Source organism: Bradyrhizobium sp. UNPF46, assembly GCF_006658625.1.
GTDB classification, from domain to species: domain Bacteria; phylum Pseudomonadota; class Alphaproteobacteria; order Rhizobiales; family Xanthobacteraceae; genus Bradyrhizobium; species Bradyrhizobium nitroreducens.
On record NZ_LFJB01000003.1, the window covers coordinates 239,157 to 253,645 of the forward strand.

Sequence of the window (14,489 nt, forward strand, 5' to 3'; positions counted from 1 at the left end):
CCGCGTCCGGGACACGAGCCAGTCAAGACGCGCCGGAAGCATCATCCTTGCCCGGCAGCATGCCCATTCGCTCGAACTGCCAGCGCATGGCGCGATACCAGAGATAGCCGACCGCGGCGCCGCACAGGGCGAGGATGATCACGTTCGCGCTCGAGAACGAGCCGCTCCACCACATCATCCACGCGGTCCATAGCAGCGTGAAGACGATGGCACCTGCTTTCAGAGGAAGAAGGGGGCGGCTCATGGTCCTGCTCCGGGCTGTCAAAACCCCGGCGGACATCATTGCAAAATGAGGCGCCCCATACCGTGAGCCGGATCACGGAACGAGTTGCCGGAGCCCACTACCCGAAGCGGAGCCGCGAGCGCTCCTTCGCCCTTTCCGCCTCGATCTCGCGGTCGCGCGCGGGCGCATGGGTATGCAGCGAGGTCAGGAGTTTTCGCGCGGCATCCGACACTTCCGCGACGGCACGATCGAAGGCCGCCTCATTGGCCTGCGACGGCTTGTTGAAGCCGGACAATTTTCGCACGAACTGCAGCGCGCTGGCGTGGATCTCATCCTCCGTCGCCGGCGGCTCGAAGTTGAACAGCGTCTTGATGTTGCGGCACATGCTGGGTCTCTCTCCGGCGGTTTCCTCAAGGACGATCGGCGAAACCAAAATCCTACATCCTTCTTCGCACTTCTGCTAAGTTCCCTCCCAGCGCGGCCGCCGACCACGAGCCGCAGGGGGGAACGAACATGAAAGCTTGTTGCGCAGCACTGGCGGCCGTCCTGCTGTCCATCGCAATGCCGGCCGTCTCCACACCCGTATCGGCCGCCGACTATCCGGCCCCCAAGCAGGGCGACTGGATCGCCAGGGATTTCAAGTTCCACACCGGCGAGACCATGCCGGAGTTGAAGCTGCACTACACCACGATCGGCGAGCCGACCGGTCAACCGGTTCTGGTGCTGCACGGCACCGGAGGCTCGGGCGCCAGCATGCTGGGGCCGTCCTTCGGCGGCGAATTGTTCGGCGCAGGGCAGCCGCTCGATGCGTCCAAATATTACATCATCCTCCCCGACGGGATCGGCCACGGCAAATCGTCGAAACCGTCCGACGGCTTGAAGACGAGCTTCCCGAAATACGATTACGAGGACATGGTCGAGGCGCAATATCGCCTGGTGACGGAGGGCCTCGGCATCAAGCATCTGCGGCTCGTCATCGGCAATTCGATGGGCGGCATGCACACCTGGCTATGGGGCGAGAAATATCCGACCGCGATGGACGCGCTGATCCCGATGGCCTCGCAGCCGACCGAGATGGCCTCGCGCAACTGGATGATGCGGCGGATCATGCTCGACACCATCCGCAACGATCCCGACTACAACGGCGGCAACTACACCAGTCAGCCGCGCATGATGAAATATGCAGTCACTGCCTACGGCATTGCCAGCATCGGCGGAACGCTGGCCTATCAGGCGCAGGCGCCGACCGCGGCCAAGGCCGACAAGATCGTCGACGACCGGCTGGCGACACCGATCACGGCCGACGCCAACGACTTCGTCTACCAGTGGGAGTCCTCGCACGACTACAATGCCGGCGAGAAGCTGGAGGCCATCGAAGCCTCGCTGCTGCTGATCAATTCCGCCGACGACGAGCGCAACCCGCCCGAGACCGGCATCACCGACGCTGCGATGAAGCGGGTCAAGAATGGCAGGCTATATTTGATCCCTGCGAGCACCGAGACGCGCGGCCACGGCACCACGGGCAATGCAAAGTTCTACAGCGAGCAGGTCAGGCAATTGCTGCAAGCCGCGCCGCAGCGAGCGATGTAGGATCAGCAGCAAGACGACATGTCGAAAGCCCGCTTTCGCAAGGCGGCACTCGCGCTTCCCGGCGTTATCGAGGGCGCGCATCACGGCCATGCCGATTTCCGCGTCGGCAAGCGCGTGTTCGCGACGATGGGCTATCCCGATGAAACATGGGGTATGGTGAAGCTGACGCCGGACCAGCAGGCCATGCTCGTCGATGCTGAGCCGGCGATGTTTCGCCCCGTGCCCGGCGCCTGGGGCAAGAACGGCAGCACGAATGTGAAGCTGGCGAAGGTCGATCGGGTGACATTGCGAAGCGCGCTCGATATGGCCTGGCGCAACGTCGCGCCAAAATCGCTGCTCGCCTCGATCGAGACGCCATAGCGAAGATCATGCCGCAACGCATCATGCGCCGCATCTCGCGCGCGCATATTATTTGAGCATGCAATGCGCCGACAGCTCGGGCTTAATCGCATCAACGATACGAATCGGAATGCGGCGGAGGATCGCATGCGAAGGCTCGCACTGTGCGTTTGGCTGGTCGCGATGACGGCGCTGACGAGCGCGGCGTTCGCGTTCGACAACGGGCAATATGATCACGTCCCGCCCGACATCCGCGCCTGGTTCAAGAGCGTGATCGCGCCGAACGGCGTGCCCTGCTGCGACGTCTCCGACGGCCATCGCACCGACTACGACGTGCGCGCGGGCAGCTATTGGGTGCCGATCGAGGGGCAATGGATGGAGGTGCCCGAGCGCGCCATCATCCGCGATCGCGGCAATCCGGTCGGCCAGGCCGTTGTGTGGTACGTCCACCATCGCGGGGCCATCATCATCAGCTGCTTCGTGCCGGCGGATGCCGTGTAACGCGTCTTTATCGATTCCATTGGCTGGCGGCAGCCCGATCGGATAGGTTGAGGCCGAGCCGATGAGGAGGCACGCCGTTGACCGATCTTTGCGCCGAAGACCTCGCCACCATCTATGCCAAGCCGAGCCCGCGCGTGATCGCGAAAGCGCGTCCGGCGATCGACGCGCATGCGAAGAAGTTCATCGAAATGTCGCCGTTCTGCGTGCTCGCGACATCGGGTGCGGACGGCAGCGTCGACGCCTCGCCGCGCGGCGGCGGCATCGGCTTCGTCCACGTCACAGGTCCCAATCAGCTGTTGATGCCCGACCGCTCCGGCAACAACCGGATCGACAGTTTTCGCAACGTCGTCGAAGGCTCCGGCTTCGTGCAGCTGCTGTTCTTCGTCCCCGGCATTGACGAGACGCTGCGCGTCGGCGGACGCGGCACGCTGTCGGCCGATCCTGATCTGCTCGCCGCGATGGTGGAATTCGGCAAGCCGCCGCGCGCGGTGCTGAACCTCGCAGTCAGCGAAGTCTATTTCCACTGCGGCAAGGCTCTGATGCGCTCGAAGCTATGGTCGTCGGAAAAGGTGCAGCGCTCGGTGATGCCGAGCATCGTCACGGTCATTCACGACCAGACCGGCCTCGGCGAGCCGGCAAGCCAGGAGACCGTGGAAGAGATCTACAAGACACAGTTGTAGATGGGGGTGGGGCTGTAGCCGGCGCGTCAATCACGCTGTCGTCCCGGACGAGCGAAGCGAAGATCCGGGATCCATAGCCACAGGGAGAAGTTTGGCGAAGGCTCGGAGTTACCAGCCGCGCGCCATACTCCTCCCCGGGGCTATGGATCCCCGCGCCCGTGCGCAATTGCGCACTAGGCGGGGATGACAGGGAGTATGCGGTGACAGCCGGGCCTTAGTGCCCCTCGCCCTCGAGCCCGCCGACGTGCTTCTGGGTGTAGAGCTCGAGGCCGATGCGGCCGATCAAGTCGAGCTGGGTTTCGAGGAAGTCGATGTGATGCTCCTCGTCGCTCATCAGCTTCTCGAACAGGTCACGCGTGACGTAGTCCTTGGCGCCGTGGCAGTAGGTCGCCGCTTCCTGGTAGAGCGCCCGCGCGCTCATCTCGGCAGCGAGGTCGCACTCGATGATCTCCTTGACGTTCTGGCCGATGCGCAAGGGATCGAGCACCTGCATGTTCGGGAAGCCGTCGAGGAACAGGATGCGCGCGGTGAGCTTGTCGGCATGCTCCATCTCCTCGATGGACTCCTTGCGCCAGACCTTGGCCATGTCGAGGAGACCCCAATTGTCGAGGAAGCGGTAGTGCAGCCAGTACTGGTTGATCGCAGTCAGTTCGTGACGCAGCGCCTTGTTGAGATAGTCGATAACTTTTGCGTCGCCCTGCATGATTCACTCCAGTTCTTGCAGTCCAAATCGGCCCTAACCGAGTTTAGAACGCTTCTAAGTCAGTTTACGAATGAGGGCAACTGGCTACCGAGACGCAGCCGGGGGAAAAGCTCAGCCAGGCAGGCGGAAGATGTCAGCAGGCCGCGAGGGCGAACTGGGCAGGCTCGGCCGCCTCGTCATTGGCGGCCACGGTGTGGCTGTGCGGGCAGCCCGAGCAGCAGGACTGGGCGCAGGGGCCGAGGGCTTCGTCGATGATGGTCTTGATCGTCCGGGCGCAGCGGCCGCATTCGGCGCTGCAACCGAGGCATCCGTAGACCTGCTTGGCATGGCGCACGGCGTCGTCGGACTCGGCGACGGCGGCGCGGATGTCGTCATCGCTCAGCACGTTACAGGAACAAACGATCATGGAAGCGGCAGGCCCTTCGGTGATGCGTCATCATCGATATTTAACGGGCCGCCCGGATGCAAAAGGAAAAAGCGGTATTTGAAGCTATTCCAAACTGGCCCAAAAACAGCCTAGAACGGCCCTAAATTTCAGCGTTGCGCTGGATCAAGATTTGAGGGGATCTAATCGCCGCCGCCCCCTCCACCGCCGTCGCCGCCGCCTCCGCAATCGCCGCCGCTGCTGCCGCTATCGGTGCTGGAACAACTGCCACCGTCGCTCGAGCTGCCGGAACTGTCGCTGGAAAACCAGCTCCCCAGCGAGAAGCCGTCACTCGTCCCGCTGCCGGTGTCGCTGCTGCTGCTTCCGCCGTCCCCGCGCGCCCCGGCGCGCGAGCGCCGACCGCGGTTCTGGAGGTGGGTAATCCAGCCGTAACCGATCGCGGACACGACCCCGGCGGCAATCAATGCATTGATCATCGCGTTGCCCATCATCGCCTCCCTGGCTGAGCTACGGTTCCTATCGATTGGTCGCACCCGGCAAAGGTGCCGTTCATTGATCATTCAAGCGAAGTATGGAACTCTGTTCCCAAAGAGTTCCCGCGTGTTTGTACGAAAGGTCAAGCCAATGAAGAAACTGCTCCTGACGGTCACCGCCGTCGCTGCCCTGGCCGTTGCGGCCGGAACGCCGGCTCATGCGCAGCGCGGCGTCGCGGCAGGCGTAGCGGCCGGAATCATCGGCGGCGCCATCGTGGGCGGCGCGCTGGCCTCTCCGTATTATTACGGACCTGGCCCGGGCTATTACGAGCCCGGCTATTACCCGCCGCGCTACTACGCGCCGGCTCCCGGCTATGTCGCTGACGACTATTACGGCGGCGGCTGCGTCTGGCAGAAGCAGCGCTTCTGGGACGGCTATGGCTGGCGCGTCCGCCGCGTCAGAGTCTGTGGCTGAGACGCCTCGAACCGGTTCAACGCGACCGTTTGAGTTGGACCGGTTCACTACGGACCCGCCGTTCATCCTAGGGCCCGAAAAAGACCGCTTTTTCTCGTCACAGCTCCGTGTGCGTTTACCGTGGGTTGACCAATTGCGCGCTTCCTAGCTGCACGGCCAATTCCATCAGCGTGTGCGTGAACCTTTGAAACCCGGGCGCCTCTAACAAGAGGAACCCATCTCCCAGGAGAGCCCTGAGCATGAAGAAGACTCTAGTTGCCGCCCTCACGGTGGCGACGGTCGCCGGTTCGCTGGTGACCGCTACTCCGTCCGCGAAGGCCCATGACGGCGTCGGCGCCGGCATCGCGGCCGGCCTGATCGGCGGCGCCATCGTCGGCGGCGCGATCGCGTCGAGCCGTCCGGCCTATGGCGGCCCGGTTTACGTTGCCGAGCCCCCGCCGCCCGCGCCCTGCTACTGGCAGCGCCAGCGTTACTGGGACGGCTATGGCTGGGTCGTTCGCCCGGTTCGCGTCTGCTACTGATCTGATCGCATGGCGCACGCAAGCGCCGCGATCGAAGCCCGGCCGAGACCCTCGGCCGGGCTTTTTCTTTTGCCTCTGCGCTAGCGCGCCGCCTGGATCGAGCGCAGCACCTCTTCGCTCGGCCAGCAATCGACCTTGAGGCCGGCCGACTTCTGGTAAGCGCCGAGCGCCGCCCGCGTCTGCATACCGGCCTTGCCGTCGATCTTGTCCTTGTAGAGCCCGACGCGCGTGAGCCCGCGTTGCATGGTCTCGACATCCTTGGTGCGCAGCTGCTTCGAGGCCGCCCAGGGCGTTGCGAACGGCAGCGCGCTCGTCATGCGGTCGGCGAGGTGGCCGACGAACAGCACGTAGAGGTCGGAGAAGTTATACTCCTTGATGACGAAGTAGTTCTTCGTCGTCAGGAACGACGGTCCGTAGATGCCCTCCGGCTGCAGCAGCGAAGCCGGCTGCGCCTGCTCGGCGGCGCTGAGCTTCTGGCCACGCACCGGCACAAAGCCTTCGCGCAGCCACTGGCCGATCGGCTTCGTCACCTCGGGCACGCCAACGGTGCAATCGACTTTCGCCGGCGCCTGCACCTCGTAGGCCCAGCGCACGCCGCTCTGCCAGCCCTTGTTGACGAGCTGCTGCGCGGCTGATGCCAGTGCATCCGGCACCGAGTGCCAGATGTCGATGCGGCCATCGCCATCGAAATCGACGCCATGCTTGTAATACTCGGACGGCAGGAACTGCGTGAGCCCCGTCGCGCCCGCCCAGGAAGAGCGCAAGTCCTTGCGCGTCACCACGCCCTCGCCGAGGATCTTCAGCGCCAGGATGAACTCGGTGCGGTATTGATCCTTGCGCCGCCCGACATAGGCCTGCGTCGCCAGCACGCGGACGAGATCGTAAGGCAGCGTGTAGCGGCCGTAATCGGTCTCGCGGCCCCAGATCGCGAGCATCACCGTTGCCGGCACGCCGGACTTCGTTTCGATCTCGCTCAGCGCGGCGCGATATTTCTGCAGCAGCCGCTGTCCCTCGCCCGCCAGCCGCGCGATCGAGGCTTCCTTGACGTAATCCGCCGGCACCTGCACGAACTCGGCCTGCGAAGGCGCACCTAGCGCGGGCCGTCCGGGCAGGATCAAATCGGGCAGCTTGTAGTCAGGCTCGAGGCCGCGCGTCTGTTGCTCGAACGTCGCGCGCGAGACGCCAGCCTCTTGCGCTTCCGGCCAGAGCGAGGCGATGAATTGCGTGAAGGCGGCGTCTGCGGCGCGGGCGGGATGGCACACCGCCAGCATCAGGCAGGTCAGCAAGAGAAATCGGACGCTTCCAATCATGGGCGCTTATCGCACGCCCGGACAAACCTCGGCAACCGGTGACCGCCGCCGTGACGTCCGGCAGGCTGATCATCGAGACGGCGGCAGCACCTGACTCGACAACTGAGACAAGTGAAAATCATTCAGACCGACGCCACCTGGGCAACCTGCGGCAGTGCCGCCGCGCAGCTTCTGCGCAAGCAACTGCTTACCAGCGCCTGTTTCAGCAATACGGCGGACAAGAATAAGTCGTCGCGCGACATAGGGTGCATTGTCTGCGCCGCAGGCCAAATCCTCGAAGAGCTTCGCCAGTCCGGCTTCACGCGCGGCAATTTTGCGATCCTGCTCACCACTCGGCGTACTTTGGCTTTTTGTGGCCAGATCGCGCCAGCCGTTGAACCCTTGAGGATCCGGCTGCTTGGGATCAAGGGCTTCGAAATTAGACAAGCTCTCGGCCCAAATGCCGTCACCACCCGCGCGATCGACAATGTCGGATCGCCAGGTTTCAAATTTGGCAAACGGCCGCGCGGAAAAATCCACGTGGTCCCATTTCGCAGAATCGGTCTTGACCGGAGTTCCTCCGATCCGCCAAAGCTTGGCGTACTCAAAAGTCACGAGGCTGAGATCCGCCTCATCGAACGTCGCGCCTTGCAGGCTTGCACGACGAAATGCGGCGCCTTGCAGGTCTGCGTTGGAGAACACCGCGGCCTGTAGGTTTGCGCCCGCGAAACTGGCGCCCTGGAGATTTGCTCCCTTGAAATTCGCACCGCGCGCCGTTATTCCAAAAAGACTTGCTCCTTGAAGCTCCGCATAGGAAAAATTCGTTAAGTCCAGCCGGCTCACTCTGCTTAAAGAAGCGCCCTGCAGCTTGGCCTTGATAAATGAAACCGACGCCGCCCTGCTCGTAAAGAAGCTTGCACCCTGTGCCTTGACGCGATCGAACACCGCCCCATCCAGCTCTGCCCGCAATATTGATGCGCCCCGCAGTTCAGCACCTGCAAAGTCGATCGATTGAAGATGGGCTCCGTCGAGACGCGCCAAATTCAATTGGGCACAGCTTAAACTGTCTTCTTCGCTTGAATCATCGTCTGAATCGTTAGCGTCGCCCGTAGCTGGAGATTTGGCGTTTTTGGAATTAGAGTTCTTGGCCTGAGGCTTCGCACCCGGGCCACGGTCAGCACATCCAAACCGGCTCCGCTGCAGCGAGGCACCTTCGAAGTTTGCTCCATTCAGAACGGCTCCCGTAAAATCGCTCCGCCGCAGATCGGTGCGCGACAGAATGGCCTGCTCGAAATTCCTTCCTCTGAATGACAGCGAAGGCAGCGTCCGGAACTCCCCCGGCTTGTTGTCCTTCTCGACTTCGTCGAGTTCTCTGATGATCTTGTCATCGACAAACTTCTTGTCCGGCAACGAGATCGTATTGGAAAAAAATCCCCGGTGTTCGCCAGCGACGTAGTCCACGCTCGGCTCGAGGAGCAGTTCAGTGAAGGAAAACGTCGCGATTGGCTTTTGCAGTCGGGCTCCTCTGATCCGCTCAGCATTGGTCCGCCACGACAAAAGCCACTGACCGACACCGGACGTCTTGCCTGCGAGCTGGACCACGGTAGACGGCAAGCGCGTGAACCAGTTCCCGTACAAGCCTTCGCCCGGAAAGACCGCGACCAGCCAAGCGATCGCCAGCAGAGAAAGCCCAGGCAGAGCTCTCATGCCGAACATCAGGCAACGCCGAGGCAGCTTGACCGAACCATCGACGTAAAGATGAGGCGCCCACAATCCTTGCCCCCAGCGGTAGAGAGGCCATAGCGTCCACAGCAGGATCAAATCGACCGACAGCAGTATTCGGTGATAGTTGGTCAACCATTCGAGATGATAGGGCAGGAACTGCAGCTCAAACAGCAGCAGCAGCAACAGCGGCAACCAGATCACGGTCAGCCAAGCCGTCAGGCGGATGAACCACGCGTTTCCGCCTTTCCGTTCCGGTCTCGCGCCCGCAATCATCTGAACGAATATCGAATTGTCGAGCTGCATGCGCACGGCATCCTGCTCGTCATCGGACCAGTCGCTGAATTCACTCTCGAGCGTGCCGATGGTACGCGCGAGCAGGATAAGCTGCGTCAGAAGATAGAAATGAAATATCAGGAAGAAGGTCGGCGCGACGAAGTAGAAGTTCGTGAGCGGGAGATCGATGGCGAACACCGGTAGCTTCACGGGCTCCGCAAGGAAGAGCTTCAGATGAGTCGTACCGAGCACCGTGATAGTCAGATATGCGCCGAACGAAATGAAGCTGATCCAGAGCGCTTGTATCCGCTGTGCGGCGGAGTTCACGATCGACAACAGCGATTTGTCGGCTTCCGGCTTCTTGCCCGGCTCCGGCTTCTCGGCGGGCTCAGTCTTGGCGGATTCAGTCTTGGCGGACTCAGTCTTGGCAGCGGCGTCTGCGGCTGCTTCCGGCTCTGCGCGGGCCGGTACAGCGTTCTTATCGCGGTCCCGGCTGCCTGAATCGTCGTGCGTCGACACCTGCCTAACCCTCCGGGCAGCAGGTATTCAGCCACAATCAACCTCCGCGTGCAACGGCGGTCCAAACTCCAAGTGCCCTGACGACCGCCTCCCGCCCGACAGTCGTATCCGGCTACCGGAAACGTCGGCTGACGTCGAAGGAAAATTCGACGGCATCAACGCGAAGTAGCGCCCGCGACAATCGCGGGCGCCCGCCGCATCATGCCGCCATCACCGCGTCAGCTTCTTGTACTTCACGCGATGCGGAATGATGCTGTCCTGGCCGAGCCGGCGCATCTTGTCCTTCTCGTAGTCCTGGAAGTTGCCTTCGAACCATTCGACATGGCTGTCGCCCTCGAAGGCCAGGATGTGGGTCGCGATGCGGTCGAGGAACCAGCGATCATGGCTGATGATGACGGCGCAGCCGGCAAAATCCTCCAGCGCCTCTTCGAGCGCGCGCAGCGTGTCGACGTCGAGGTCGTTGGTCGGTTCGTCGAGCAGCAGCACGTTGGCGCCGGACTTCAGCATCTTGGCCAGATGCACGCGGTTGCGTTCACCGCCCGAGAGCGCGCCGACCTTCTTCTGCTGGTCCGCGCCCTTGAAGTTGAACGACGAGCAATAGCCGCGCGAGTTCACTTCCTTCTTGCCGAGCAGGATCAGCTCGTTGCCGCCGGAGATCTCCTCCCACACGGTCTTCTTGCCGTCGAGCGCATCGCGCGACTGGTCGACATAGCCGAGATGCACGGTCTCGCCGACGGTGATGGTGCCCTTGTCCGGCTTCTCCTGGCCCGTGATCATCCTGAACAGCGTGGTCTTGCCGGCGCCGTTGGGGCCGATCACGCCGACGATGCCGCCCGGCGGCAGCTTGAAGGTGAGATTGTCGATCAGGAGACGATCGCCGAAGCCTTTGCTGAGCCCATCGAAATCGACCACGTTGGCGCCGAGCCGCTCGGCGACCGGAATGATGATCTGCGCGGTCTGGCTTTGCTTCTCGCTCGCCTGCTTGAGCAGCTCCTCATAGCGCTGATAGCGCGCCTTGGACTTGGCCTGACGGGCTTTCGGCGAGGAGGCGACCCATTCCTGCTCGCGGGCGAGCGTCTTCTGGTGCGCGGCGTCCTCGCGCCCCTCCTGCTCCAGGCGCTTCTGCTTCTGCACCAGCCAGGAGGAGTAGTTGCCCTCGTACGGAATGCCCTTGCCGCGGTCGAGCTCGAGGATCCAGCTCGTGACGTTGTCGAGGAAGTAGCGGTCGTGGGTGACGATCAGGATCGCGCCGGGATAGTTGCGCAGATGCCCTTCCAGCCACGACACGGATTCGGCGTCGAGATGGTTGGTCGGCTCGTCCAGCAGCAGCAGGTCGGGCTGGTCGAGCAGCAACTTGCAGAGCGCGACGCGACGGCGCTCGCCGCCCGAGAGTTTGGTCACGTCGGCATCGTCGGGGGGACAGCGCAGCGCGTCCATGGCCTGGTCGACCTTGCTGTCGAGATCCCAGAGGCCCTGGGCCTCGATCTCGTCCTGCAGCTTGGTCATCTCGTCGGCCGTCTCCTCCGAATAATTGACGGCGAGCTCGTTGTAGCGGTCGAGGATCGCCTTCTGCTTGGCGACGCCCTGCATGACGTTCTCGCGCACCGAGAGCTTGGGGTCGAGCTGGGGCTCCTGCTCGAGATAGCCGACGCGGGCGCCCTCGGCGACCCAGGCCTCGCCCGAATACTCCTTGTCGAGGCCCGCCATGATCTTGAGCAGGGTCGACTTGCCCGAGCCGTTGACGCCGAGCACGCCGATCTTGGCGTCCGGGTAGAACGACAGATGGATGTTATCGAGCACCTTCCGGGTCGGGTAGCTCTTGGTCAGGCCCTGCATGAAATAGATGAACTGGCGCGCCATGGGTCCCGTGACACCTTCAATTTGAGGAGATTTGCTGCCGCCGATGTAGCGATCCCGCCCCCAAAGGGCAATGTTTTCCGTCCGTTCACCACGGATGAATACGGAACGGACACCATCCGGGCCAGATCCGGACAATTGAAACCATCTTTTAATCAATCAGGCCGAATGCTCGGTCTCGCGCGGCAACAGCGCCGCCCGCTCAGAACAAGCGGGAGCACAGCGAGACAGCGTCATGGCTCTGATCGAGACCCATTCCCATCCTGTTCCGGCAGAAGCCGGCGGCACCTCCGCGCTCCTCTCGGAGATCAAGGGCTTCTGGAAGGGCTTCTTCGCCACCGCCTTCAATCCCTACCGGCCCGAGCTGCACTATATGCGCGGCCCCGGCCCCGCCTGGCGCGCCAAGCACGGCATGGATGCGCCGATCCGGCTGAAGCCCCGCGATCTCTGAGCCCTTCCCGGCTATCGGATTTTTGAAGACGCGAGCTGCTTGCGCGCTGGCGCGATTGCGCGCAACCATGGCTCAGGTTCCGACGATGGCGCTCGCCTGGCGCCCTTACCTCTCGCCATGGATGAATGCTGATGAGCCGGCTGCGCTGTGCAATTCTCGACGACTATTTCGACCTCGCGCTCGACGTCGCCGATTGGCAGAAACTGTCCGACCGCGTCGACGTCAGCGTGTTCAGCCATCCCTTTGCCTCGGAGCAGGCCGCGGCCAGCGCGCTGGCCGACTTCGAGATCATCTGCGCGATGCGCGAACGCACGGCATTCCCGAAGAGCCTGTTCGAGAGCTTGCCGAAGCTGAAGCTGCTCTTGACCTCCGGCATGCGCAATGCCGCCATCGACATGGACGCCGCCAAGGCGCGCGGTATCGTCATCGGCGGTACGCAATATTCGCGCGATCCCACCGCGCCCCTGACCATGGGCCTGATCCTGGAGCTGACCCGCGGCATCGGCCGCGAGAACGCGCGGATGCATGCCGGCGAGCCCTGGCAGACCTTTGCCGGCGTCGAGATCGAAGGGCTCACGCTCGGCATCCTCGGGCTCGGCAAGCTCGGCAGCAGGATGGCCGGGATCGCGAAAGCGTTCGGCATGAACGTGATCGCCTGGAGCCCGAACCTCACCCCGGAGAAGTGCCAGGCTGCCGGCGTCGGCTACGCCACCAAGGAGGAGTTGTTCGCCAAGGCCGACATCGTCACCATCCATGTGGTGCTGAGCGAGCGCTCGCGCGGGCTGGTTGGCGCTGCCGATCTGGCGCGGATGAAGCCGACGGCGTTCCTCGTCAACACCGCGCGTGGGCCGATCGTGGACGAGCAGGCGCTGCTGGAGGCCTTGCGGCAGCGCAGAATCGCGGGCGCCGGCATCGACGTGTTCGCGGTCGAGCCGCTGCCGGTCGACCATCCCTTCCGCAAGCTCGACAATCTCGTGCTGACGCCGCATCTCGGCTACGCCACCAGGGACGGCCTTCGCATCCATTACAGCCAGATGGTCGAGGCGATCGATGCCTTCACCAAAGGCGGCGAGCTGCCGCGCAAGCTGGCCTGATACGAAAAGGGCGTGCCGACGGCACGCCCTTCGCAATTTGATCTGGTTCGAAGCGCTTAGCGCACGGTGACCGGTGCGGGCAGCGGCGGCACCACGGTCGGCTGCGTGCCCGGAACCGGGCCAGCCTGGGCGGCCATCGGAGCCGGACCTGCGGCAGGACCGGGCGCGGGCGCCGCGGAGGCGGTCGCAGTTCCCGGCGGCGGGCCACCGGGCATCACGACCACGCGGGTGCCGACCTTGACGCGATCGAACAGGTCGGAGACGTCCTCGTTCAGCATGCCGATGCAGCCGGACGAGACGAACTTGCCGATGGTCGAGGGCTGGTTGGTGCCGTGGATGCGGTACACGGTCGAACCGAGATACATCGCGCGGGCGCCGAGCGGATTGCCGGGACCGCCGGCCATGAAGCGCGGCAGATAGGGCTGGCGCTCGATCATCTCGGTCGGCGGATGCCAATCCGGCCACTCGGCCTTGCGGGTGATCTTCTGCACGCCGGTCCAGGTAAAGCCGTCGCGGCCGACGCGGACGCCGTAGCGGATCGCACGGCCGCCACCGAGCACGTAATAGAGATAGGTGTTGGGCGTATCGACCACGAGGGTGCCGGCGGGCTCCTTGGTCTGGAACGAGACTTCCTGACGGCGCAGGTTCGGCGGCAATTGCGCCGGAGCGGCATCGGGCTGCTCCTCGGGCGGAAGCGAGGCGATCGTCATCGGACGGCCATCGGCGCCGACGGGCGGCTGGCCGGCCTGGACCGCACCGGTCGCGGCGGGACCACCGACAGCCTCCGGGGGACGCATGCCGTCACCGGCGGGGGCCTGCCCCTGCTGGCCCGGACGATTGGCATAGATCACCGGCGGTGGGCCGGCGGGACGGCCGTAGCGAGGATCGTCGGGCGACATCACCGGCCCTTGCGGCGGCGCGGCCGAATAGACCGGCGGAGCGCCTGCGGGGCGGCCATAACGCGGGTCATCCGGCGACATCACCGGGCCCTGGGGCGGGGCAGCCGAGTAAACCGGGGGCGCGCCGACGGGGCGGCCATAGCGCGGATCGTCGGCCGGGCCGGGCGGCGGCAGCGAGGCCTGCGGCATCGCGTCGTCGTCATCCTCCAGCGCGTCGAAATTCGGCGTGCGGTCGCCGGGGCGATATTCGGCCGGCGCGCCATAGCTCGGCGCCTGCTGGACCGGATAGCTCTGGGCCTGTGCGAGCGAGGTTCCCGCCGCAGCGACTGTTGCGGCAGCGCATATCGTCAGAAAATGTTTGATCATCATCGCTCTTGTATAGTCCCCGGGCCCGTCAGGACCGTTAACGGCCAGATGGCCGAAGATAGCGGCACATTCAAGACATATCAGGCTTATTTGCGCCGGATTTGCCGATTTGTGATCCGCAAGACT

General features: G+C 63.7%; 17 protein-coding genes. 8 read left to right on the top strand and 9 right to left on the bottom strand.

The window, feature by feature from the left end:
• Window positions 1-22 precede the first annotated feature (22 nt).
• Both UNPF46_RS02500 and UNPF46_RS02505 read right to left on the bottom strand, forming a co-directional pair.
• Window positions 23-244 carry a hypothetical protein gene (locus UNPF46_RS02500; protein WP_100181304.1) on the bottom strand — a complete coding sequence of 74 codons (222 nt, stop codon included), beginning with the start codon at window positions 242-244 and terminating at the stop codon, window positions 23-25.
• 97 nt (window positions 245-341) lie between these two features.
• Window positions 342-608: a DUF2277 domain-containing protein gene (locus UNPF46_RS02505; RefSeq protein WP_100178417.1), complete on the bottom strand. Its 267-nt coding sequence runs from the start codon at window positions 606-608 to the stop codon at window positions 342-344.
• 128 nt (window positions 609-736) lie between these two features.
• Here UNPF46_RS02505 and UNPF46_RS02510 point away from each other — a divergent pair, with 128 nt between their 5' ends.
• The 4 genes from UNPF46_RS02510 (at window position 737) to UNPF46_RS02525 (ending at window position 3,333) form a co-directional block, all read left to right on the top strand.
• Window positions 737-1,813, top strand: a complete 1,077-nt coding sequence (locus tag UNPF46_RS02510; protein ID WP_142248926.1) for an alpha/beta fold hydrolase — start codon at window positions 737-739, stop codon at window positions 1,811-1,813.
• A gap of 18 nt (window positions 1,814-1,831) precedes the next feature.
• A complete protein-coding gene (locus tag UNPF46_RS02515) occupies window positions 1,832-2,173 on the top strand; it encodes an MmcQ/YjbR family DNA-binding protein (RefSeq protein WP_100178415.1) in 342 nt (113 codons plus the stop codon).
• Between the two features lie 126 nt (window positions 2,174-2,299).
• Window positions 2,300-2,653, top strand: coding sequence for a hypothetical protein (locus UNPF46_RS02520; RefSeq protein WP_142248927.1), 354 nt, complete (start codon window positions 2,300-2,302; stop codon window positions 2,651-2,653).
• Window positions 2,654-2,730: 77 nt separating this feature from the next.
• Window positions 2,731-3,333: an MSMEG_1061 family FMN-dependent PPOX-type flavoprotein gene (locus UNPF46_RS02525; protein ID WP_100178414.1), complete on the top strand. Its 603-nt coding sequence runs from the start codon at window positions 2,731-2,733 to the stop codon at window positions 3,331-3,333.
• A 214-nt stretch (window positions 3,334-3,547) separates the two neighbouring features.
• Here the strand turns inward: UNPF46_RS02525 and bfr are convergent, their stop codons facing one another.
• From bfr to UNPF46_RS02540, 3 genes are all read right to left on the bottom strand, one after another.
• Window positions 3,548-4,036 (bottom strand): bacterioferritin, encoded by a 489-nt coding sequence (gene bfr / locus UNPF46_RS02530; RefSeq protein WP_024339472.1) that lies wholly within the window; start codon window positions 4,034-4,036, stop codon window positions 3,548-3,550.
• 133 nt (window positions 4,037-4,169) lie between these two features.
• Entirely contained in the window at window positions 4,170-4,442 is a 273-nt protein-coding gene (locus tag UNPF46_RS02535) for a (2Fe-2S)-binding protein (protein ID WP_100178413.1), read from the bottom strand.
• A gap of 161 nt (window positions 4,443-4,603) precedes the next feature.
• On the bottom strand, window positions 4,604-4,912 hold the full coding sequence (locus tag UNPF46_RS02540; RefSeq protein WP_142248928.1) for a hypothetical protein: 309 nt from the start codon (window positions 4,910-4,912) through the stop codon (window positions 4,604-4,606).
• A gap of 133 nt (window positions 4,913-5,045) precedes the next feature.
• Between UNPF46_RS02540 and UNPF46_RS02545 the strand changes: the two genes are divergently transcribed.
• The gene (locus UNPF46_RS02545) at window positions 5,046-5,369 is read left to right on the top strand and encodes a hypothetical protein (RefSeq protein ID WP_100178411.1); all 324 of its coding nucleotides are present in this window, start codon (window positions 5,046-5,048) and stop codon (window positions 5,367-5,369) included.
• Window positions 5,370-5,608: 239 nt separating this feature from the next.
• On the top strand, window positions 5,609-5,890 hold the full coding sequence (locus tag UNPF46_RS02550) for a hypothetical protein (protein WP_063201912.1): 282 nt from the start codon (window positions 5,609-5,611) through the stop codon (window positions 5,888-5,890).
• A gap of 80 nt (window positions 5,891-5,970) precedes the next feature.
• Here UNPF46_RS02550 and UNPF46_RS02555 read toward each other — a convergent pair whose 3' ends face one another.
• From UNPF46_RS02555 to ettA, 3 genes are all read right to left on the bottom strand, one after another.
• Complete coding sequence (locus UNPF46_RS02555) at window positions 5,971-7,200, bottom strand: lytic murein transglycosylase (RefSeq protein WP_181769735.1); 1,230 nt, start codon at window positions 7,198-7,200, stop codon at window positions 5,971-5,973.
• A 69-nt stretch (window positions 7,201-7,269) separates the two neighbouring features.
• On the bottom strand, window positions 7,270-9,696 hold the full coding sequence (locus UNPF46_RS02560) for a pentapeptide repeat-containing protein (RefSeq protein WP_142248929.1): 2,427 nt from the start codon (window positions 9,694-9,696) through the stop codon (window positions 7,270-7,272).
• Window positions 9,697-9,906: 210 nt separating this feature from the next.
• Complete coding sequence (ettA, locus tag UNPF46_RS02565; protein ID WP_100178407.1) at window positions 9,907-11,556, bottom strand: energy-dependent translational throttle protein EttA; 1,650 nt, start codon at window positions 11,554-11,556, stop codon at window positions 9,907-9,909.
• Between the two features lie 232 nt (window positions 11,557-11,788).
• Between ettA and UNPF46_RS02570 the strand changes: the two genes are divergently transcribed.
• Both UNPF46_RS02570 and UNPF46_RS02575 read left to right on the top strand, forming a co-directional pair.
• The gene (locus UNPF46_RS02570) at window positions 11,789-12,004 is read left to right on the top strand and encodes a hypothetical protein (RefSeq protein ID WP_100178406.1); all 216 of its coding nucleotides are present in this window, start codon (window positions 11,789-11,791) and stop codon (window positions 12,002-12,004) included.
• A gap of 131 nt (window positions 12,005-12,135) precedes the next feature.
• Window positions 12,136-13,098, top strand: coding sequence for a D-2-hydroxyacid dehydrogenase family protein (locus tag UNPF46_RS02575; RefSeq protein ID WP_142248930.1), 963 nt, complete (start codon window positions 12,136-12,138; stop codon window positions 13,096-13,098).
• A gap of 56 nt (window positions 13,099-13,154) precedes the next feature.
• Here UNPF46_RS02575 and UNPF46_RS02580 read toward each other — a convergent pair whose 3' ends face one another.
• Window positions 13,155-14,363 carry a L,D-transpeptidase gene (locus tag UNPF46_RS02580; RefSeq protein WP_181769736.1) on the bottom strand — a complete coding sequence of 403 codons (1,209 nt, stop codon included), beginning with the start codon at window positions 14,361-14,363 and terminating at the stop codon, window positions 13,155-13,157.
• Window positions 14,364-14,489: the final 126 nt, after the last annotated feature.

Bases quoted from the DNA above. Each gene is read 5' to 3' on its own strand.
- UNPF46_RS02500 (WP_100181304.1), bottom strand. From the start codon at position 244: ATGAGCCGCCCCCTTCTTCCTCTGAAAGCAGGTGCCATCGTCTTCACG.
- UNPF46_RS02505 (WP_100178417.1), bottom strand. From the start codon at position 608: ATGTGCCGCAACATCAAGACGCTGTTCAACTTCGAGCCGCCGGCGACG.
- UNPF46_RS02510 (WP_142248926.1), top strand. From the start codon at position 737: ATGAAAGCTTGTTGCGCAGCACTGGCGGCCGTCCTGCTGTCCATCGCA.
- UNPF46_RS02515 (WP_100178415.1), top strand. From the start codon at position 1,832: ATGTCGAAAGCCCGCTTTCGCAAGGCGGCACTCGCGCTTCCCGGCGTT.
- UNPF46_RS02520 (WP_142248927.1), top strand. From the start codon at position 2,300: ATGCGAAGGCTCGCACTGTGCGTTTGGCTGGTCGCGATGACGGCGCTG.
- bfr (WP_024339472.1), bottom strand. From the start codon at position 4,036: ATGCAGGGCGACGCAAAAGTTATCGACTATCTCAACAAGGCGCTGCGT.
- UNPF46_RS02535 (WP_100178413.1), bottom strand. From the start codon at position 4,442: ATGATCGTTTGTTCCTGTAACGTGCTGAGCGATGACGACATCCGCGCC.
- UNPF46_RS02540 (WP_142248928.1), bottom strand. From the start codon at position 4,912: ATGATGGGCAACGCGATGATCAATGCATTGATTGCCGCCGGGGTCGTG.
- UNPF46_RS02545 (WP_100178411.1), top strand. From the start codon at position 5,046: ATGAAGAAACTGCTCCTGACGGTCACCGCCGTCGCTGCCCTGGCCGTT.
- UNPF46_RS02550 (WP_063201912.1), top strand. From the start codon at position 5,609: ATGAAGAAGACTCTAGTTGCCGCCCTCACGGTGGCGACGGTCGCCGGT.
- UNPF46_RS02555 (WP_181769735.1), bottom strand. From the start codon at position 7,200: ATGATTGGAAGCGTCCGATTTCTCTTGCTGACCTGCCTGATGCTGGCG.
- ettA (WP_100178407.1), bottom strand. From the start codon at position 11,556: ATGGCGCGCCAGTTCATCTATTTCATGCAGGGCCTGACCAAGAGCTAC.
- UNPF46_RS02570 (WP_100178406.1), top strand. From the start codon at position 11,789: ATGGCTCTGATCGAGACCCATTCCCATCCTGTTCCGGCAGAAGCCGGC.
- UNPF46_RS02575 (WP_142248930.1), top strand. From the start codon at position 12,136: ATGAGCCGGCTGCGCTGTGCAATTCTCGACGACTATTTCGACCTCGCG.
- UNPF46_RS02580 (WP_181769736.1), bottom strand. From the start codon at position 14,363: ATGATCAAACATTTTCTGACGATATGCGCTGCCGCAACAGTCGCTGCG.